The sequence below is a fragment of the Streptomyces sp. UH6 genome (assembly GCF_013421635.1).
Classification (GTDB): Bacteria; Actinomycetota; Actinomycetes; order Streptomycetales; family Streptomycetaceae; genus Streptomyces; species Streptomyces abyssomicinicus.
In genome coordinates this window covers 1-4,766 of the sequence record NZ_JACADT010000418.1, presented here as the reverse complement: position 1 = coordinate 4,766, position 4,766 = coordinate 1, and the positions used below count along the sequence as shown (strand labels likewise).

General features: G+C 70.3%; 4 protein-coding genes. 2 read left to right on the top strand and 2 right to left on the bottom strand.

All coding sequences use genetic code 11. The features are described 5' to 3' along the window. Positions 1 to 1,320 (bottom strand): UDP-glucose/GDP-mannose dehydrogenase family protein (locus HW445_RS18915; protein ID WP_180222181.1); only part of this gene is annotated, 1,320 nt, incomplete at its 3' end. A 226-nt stretch (positions 1,321 to 1,546) separates the two neighbouring features. Between HW445_RS18915 and HW445_RS18910 the strand changes: the two genes are divergently transcribed. Beyond that, the gene (locus HW445_RS18910; protein WP_180222180.1) at positions 1,547 to 2,704 is read left to right on the top strand and encodes an acyl-CoA dehydrogenase; all 1,158 of its coding nucleotides are present in this window, start codon (positions 1,547 to 1,549) and stop codon (positions 2,702 to 2,704) included. A 96-nt stretch (positions 2,705 to 2,800) separates the two neighbouring features. Here the strand turns inward: HW445_RS18910 and HW445_RS18905 are convergent, their stop codons facing one another. Beyond that, positions 2,801 to 4,093: an LCP family protein gene (locus tag HW445_RS18905; protein ID WP_180222179.1), complete on the bottom strand. Its 1,293-nt coding sequence runs from the start codon at positions 4,091 to 4,093 to the stop codon at positions 2,801 to 2,803. Between the two features lie 132 nt (positions 4,094 to 4,225). Between HW445_RS18905 and HW445_RS18900 the strand changes: the two genes are divergently transcribed. Beyond that, positions 4,226 to 4,766 (top strand): acyl-CoA thioesterase (locus HW445_RS18900; protein ID WP_180222178.1); only part of this gene is annotated, 541 nt, incomplete at its 3' end.

Genomic DNA, 4,766 nt, shown 5'->3' with positions numbered 1-4,766 from the left:
CCGGTAGAGCCATCCGGCGGCCCGCCACGGCTCCGGGTCCAGCGCGTTGCGCCCGTCCAGCAGCACCCGCCGCGCCGCGACCGTGCCCAGCTTCTCGGGGTCCAGCTCCCGGAACTCCCGCCACTCGGTGAGGTGGAGCACTATCTCCGCGCCCCGCACGGCGTCCTCCGCCGACTCGGCGTAGCCGAGCGTCGGGAAGACCCGCCGGGCGTTCTCCATGCCCTTGGGGTCGTAGACGGTGACCTGACCGCCCTGGAGGTGGATCTGGCCCGCGACGTTCAGCGCGGGCGAGTCACGGACGTCGTCGGAGTCGGGCTTGAACGTCGCGCCGAGCACCGCCACCCGCTTGCCGAGGAACGGCCCCCCGCCCAGCGCCTCCCGGGCCAGCTCGACCATCCGGCCGCGCTGGCGCATGTTGATGGAGTCGATCTCGCGCAGGAAGGTCAGCGCCTGGTCCGCGCCCAGCTCGCCGGCGCGCGCCATGAACGCCCGGATGTCCTTCGGCAGGCAGCCGCCGCCGAAGCCGATGCCGGCCCGCAGGAACTTCTTCCCGATCCGGTCGTCGTAGCCGATCGCCTCGGCCAGCTTGGCGACGTCACCGCCGGCCGCCTCGCACACCTCCGCCATCGCGTTGATGAACGAGATCTTGGTGGCCAGGAAGGAGTTGGCCGAGGTCTTCACCAGCTCGGCGGTGGGGAAGTCCGTCACCACGAACGGCGTGCCCTCGGACAGCGGGGTCGCGTACACCTCGCGGAGCAGCTTCTCCGCCCGGCCCCCGCGCACGCCGACCACGATCCGGTCGGGGTGCAGGGTGTCGTCGACCGCGAAGCCCTCGCGCAGGAACTCCGGGTTCCAGGCCAGCTCCACGCCCTCGCCGCCCGGCGCGTGCTCGGCCAGGTAGGCCGCCAGCCGGTCCGCGGTGCCCACCGGCACCGTCGACTTGCCGACGACCAGCGCCGGACCGGTCAGGTGCGGCGCCAGCGAGGCGATCGCGGCGTTCACGTAGCTCATGTCGGCGGCGTACTCGCCGTGCCGCTGCGGGGTGTTCACACAGACGAAGTGCACGTCGCCGAAGGCGCCCGCCTCCGCGAAGTCCATGGTGAAGCGCAGCCGGCCGGAGGAACCCTCGATACCGGCGACGTGCCGGCGCAGCAGTTCCTCGAGACCGGGCTCGTACATCGGGACCTCGCCCCGCTGCAGCATCTCGATCTTCTCGGGGACGACGTCCAGACCCAGCACCTCGAAGCCCAGCTCGGCCATGGCCGCGGCGTGTGTGGCGCCGAGATACCCGGTGCCGATCACGGTGATCTTGAGGGCCATGGATGCTCCTGAAGGGTGACGTCCTTGCTTTCCACGTGCTGGCTGCGCGCCGACCGAGCATAACCGGGGGGTGGAGGTCCGCCCTTACGGGAAGACCCGCGGAGCGGGAAACCTCTGTCGCCAACCTCACGGTGCCCCGGCGGAGGAGACGTCCTAGGATTCGGCTACTAAACGGTAGTTAACTCATATCGTCCCCTCTTCTTTCTCCCTTGGAGCGTGAGAGACCTTGGCCGGATCGGCTGACTTCGACCTGTACCGCCCGTCCGAGGAGCACGACATGCTCCGCGACACGGTCCGTGCCCTCGCCGAGGCGAAGATCGCCCCGTACGCCGCGGCGGTCGACGAGGAGGCCCGCTTCCCCCGGGAGGCGCAGGACGCGCTGGTCGCCAACGACCTGCACGCCGTGCACGTCCCCGAGGAGTACGGCGGCGCCGGCGCCGACGCGCTCGCCACGGTGATCGTGATCGAGGAGGTGGCCCGCGTGTGCGCCTCCTCCTCGCTGATCCCCGCGGTCAACAAGCTGGGCTCCCTGCCGGTGATCCTCTCCGGCTCCGAGGAGCTGAAGAAGAAGTACATGACCCCGCTCGCCAAGGGCCAGGGCGGCTTCTCCTACTGCCTCTCCGAGCCGGAGGCCGGCTCGGACGCGGCGGGGATGAAGACCCGCGCGGTCCGCGACGGCGACTTCTGGGTGCTGAACGGCGTCAAGCGCTGGATCACCAACGCCGGCGAGTCCGAGTTCTACACGGTGATGGCGGTCACCGACCCCACCAAGCGTTCCAAGGGGATCTCCGCCTTCGTCGTCGAGAAGTCCGACGAGGGCGTCTCCTTCGGCGCCCCGGAGAAGAAGCTCGGCATCAAGGGCTCCCCGACCCGCGAGGTCTACTTCGACAACGTCCGCATCCCCGCCGACCGCATGATCGGCGAGGAGGGCACCGGCTTCGCCACCGCGATGAAGACGCTGGACCACACCCGCATCACCATCGCCGCCCAGGCCCTCGGCATCGCCCAGGGCGCGCTGGACTACGCCAAGGGCTACGTCCAGGAGCGCAAGCAGTTCGGCAAGCCGATCGGCGACTTCCAGGGCGTGCAGTTCATGCTGGCGGACATGGCCATGAAGATCGAGGCCGCCCGCCAGCTGACCTACGCGGCCGCCGCGAAGTCCGAGCGGGGTGACGCGGACCTCACCTTCCAGGGCGCCGCGGCCAAGTGCTTCGCCTCGGACGTCGCCATGGAGGTCACCACCGACGCCGTCCAGCTGCTCGGCGGCTACGGCTACACCCGTGACTACCCGGTCGAGCGCATGATGCGCGACGCCAAGATCACGCAGATCTACGAGGGCACCAACCAGGTCCAGCGCATCGTCATGGCGCGCAACCTGCCGTAGCCCCGCCGCGGTCGGCGTGACCGCCGCGCAGGAGAACGGGAGAAGGGCGCCCGGGCCGCACGGCCCGGGCGCCCTTCGGCGTCCGGCGGGGCGACCTCAGTTGCCCTTGACCGTGACCCTCTCGTCGTTGTTCAGCTGCTCCACCAGCTGCTTGACCTTGGCCTTGTCCCACACCAGGTTGCCGCCGCTGCTGCCGGATATCGGCATGTTCATCGACGTGCCCTCACCGCCGGTGACGCCCTTCATCGCCCAGAACATCGACGCCAGGTCGAACAGCCCGGTGTCCTCGCTGACGATCAGGGTGTCCAGGCCGGCGCTCAGCGTGGGATAGAGGCGGAACGGGTTGAGGACCGTGCCCGGCGTGGCGGCCTGGTTGGCGAGGGCGGAGAGGAACTTCTGCTGGTTCTTCGTCCGGTCCAGGTCGCTGCCCGCGAAGGCGTACCGGGTACGGACGAACGCCAGCGCCTGCTCGCCGTTCAGCGTCTGCTTGCCCGCCTCGAAGTCCGCGCCGGACTTCTCGTCCTTGAACGCCTTGGGGATGTCCATCTCCACGCCGCCGACCGCGTCCACGATGTTGGCGAAGCCGGCGAAGCCGATCTCCACGTAGTGGTCGATGTGCAGCCCGGTGTTGTACTCCACGGTGCGCACCAGCAGCTCCGGGCCGTCCTCGGCGTAGGCGGCGTTCAGCTTCACGCGGCGGCCGGTGCCCTCGTAGAACTTGCCGGAGTCCGAGCCCTTGAAGCTGGGTATCTCCACGTCCGAGTCGCGCGGCAGCGATATCAGCGTCGGGCCGTTGCTCCCGGTGTGCAGGATCATCATCGAGTCCGTGCGCTTGCCGTCGGCGGAACCGGTGTGCAGCCGCTTCTTGTCCTCGTCGGACATGCCCTCACGGCTGTCGGAGCCGACGATCAGGTAGTTGGTGCCGTCGCCCTCCTCCGGCCGCTCGATGACCTTGGAGAGGTCGACCTCCTCGCGCAGCTTGGAGTCGGCCCAGAAGTAGGTGCCGACCGTCACCACGAGCAGGGCCGTGACCACGGTGACCGCGGTGCGCTTGACGCGGCGGCCCCAGTCGGGCGTCTCGCGGTAGCCGCCGGCGTACCCGCCGTCGTCGTAGCCGCCGCCCCCCTGGCCGCCCTGGGGGGCGCCGTACACCTGGCCGGTGTTGTAACCGCTGTCGTAGCCGGGGTCGTGGCCGCCCCCGTACGGCGGCGCGGACGGCTGGCGCGGCACGTTCGCGCCGTACTGCGGAGCCGGGCGGCCCGGGACGGGTCCGGACGGCTCGCGGCGGACCTGGCGCATCGCGCGGGCGGACTCGGGCTCGCCTGCGCTGCCGCGCCCGTACCGGTCGCCGCGGCTGTTCTCGGACCATCCCTGAGGCCAGTCATTCATGACGGACAGTGTGCACGCTGGGACGGCGCCCTCAGAAGGCCTGTGGAAAACCCGGGGCCCGCCTGTTGCGAACCCGACACATGAACCGGGGCAAATCGGACCCTTGGAGGGTTCCGGCATAAGGTAGAGGGCATGACAGATCAGGCCCTGACCTCCGATTCCGGCATAGCCGCCGGGAAGCCCGCCTCTGCTTCCCGCCTCACGTTGAGCCACATCATGACCCACCACGACACCAACCTCCTGGGCACGGTGCACGGCGGCGTGATCATGAAGCTGGTGGACGACGCGGCGGGCGCGGTCGCGGGGCGGCACTCGGAGGGGCCCGCGGTCACCGCGTCCATGGACGAGATGGCCTTCCTCCAGCCGGTCCGGGTCGGGGACGTGGTGCATGTCCGCGCCCAGGTGAACTGGACGGGGCGCACGTCGATGGAGATCGGCGTGAAGGTGCTCACCGAGCGGTGGAACGAGTCGGTGCCGCTGAGCCACGTCGGCTCCGCCTATCTGGTGTTCGCCGCGGTCGACGAGGGCGGGAAGCCGCGGCCGGTGCCGCCGGTGCTCCCGGAGACGGGGCAGGAGCGCAGGCGGTACCAGGAGGCGCAGATCCGTCGCAGTCACCGGCTCGCGCGGCGGCGGGCGATCCTCGAGCTCCGCGAGGAGCGCACCGCCGCCGGCC